1 pseudogene is annotated in these 639 nt (G+C 30.7%); it reads right to left on the bottom strand.

Going from position 1 to position 639, the window contains the following annotated elements:
• Positions 1-398: 398 nt before the first annotated feature.
• Positions 399-506: pseudogene (locus AB6N09_RS05650) on the bottom strand (Hsp70 family protein); the annotation flags it as partial.
• Positions 507-639: the final 133 nt, after the last annotated feature.

The following is a 639-nucleotide window of genomic DNA, read 5'->3' as shown; positions in this document are numbered from 1 at the left end:
CATTTATTCACATCAGCATTCTCCTCCTCTGAGCTACAATAAAACGCTGTAAATAAAACTATTCGTAACTAACAACAGAAAAAATACAAATCAGATTCTGGAATTTCTTGTCCATATTCTTCACTAATGCAATAATGCCAATAAAAAACTAGTGGATAAATCACATGAATTGTCTATGTAAAATATAAACTATGAAATTCAAATAAATCAAGGTATGTTAAAAATGATATGAGAGCTTACTCTTTATTGTTACACTTTTTTAACTGAAAGAAAACTGTATACAATACTATCTATTTACTTCCAACATACATCAAATTACTTATCTGCTTACAAACTTCTTACACAAATTACTTGCTAGCGCACGTTAAAACCACAAACTTTAAAAATTAAACTCACATTTTGTCTTCTGTCTTGTCCATTCCATAAGCAAGAGCAGCAGCAGTTGGTTCATTAATAACCCTGAGTACATTCAAACCTGCTATTTGTCCTGCATCCTTTGTTGCCTTTAAAAAACAGAAGTTAGAATTAAAACATTTTCTTCTAATAATAATTTATACTTGCTTGAATCATAACTAAGAATCTACACTTATATTATCAAGAGTCGAGCCTTCAGCTCATGAAAAGAGGGGAGCTCTGTTG

It is taken from the genome of Wolbachia endosymbiont of Tettigetta isshikii (assembly GCF_041154185.1).
Classification (GTDB): Bacteria; Pseudomonadota; Alphaproteobacteria; order Rickettsiales; family Anaplasmataceae; genus Wolbachia.
This window is presented reverse-complemented; position numbering and strand designations above follow the sequence as displayed.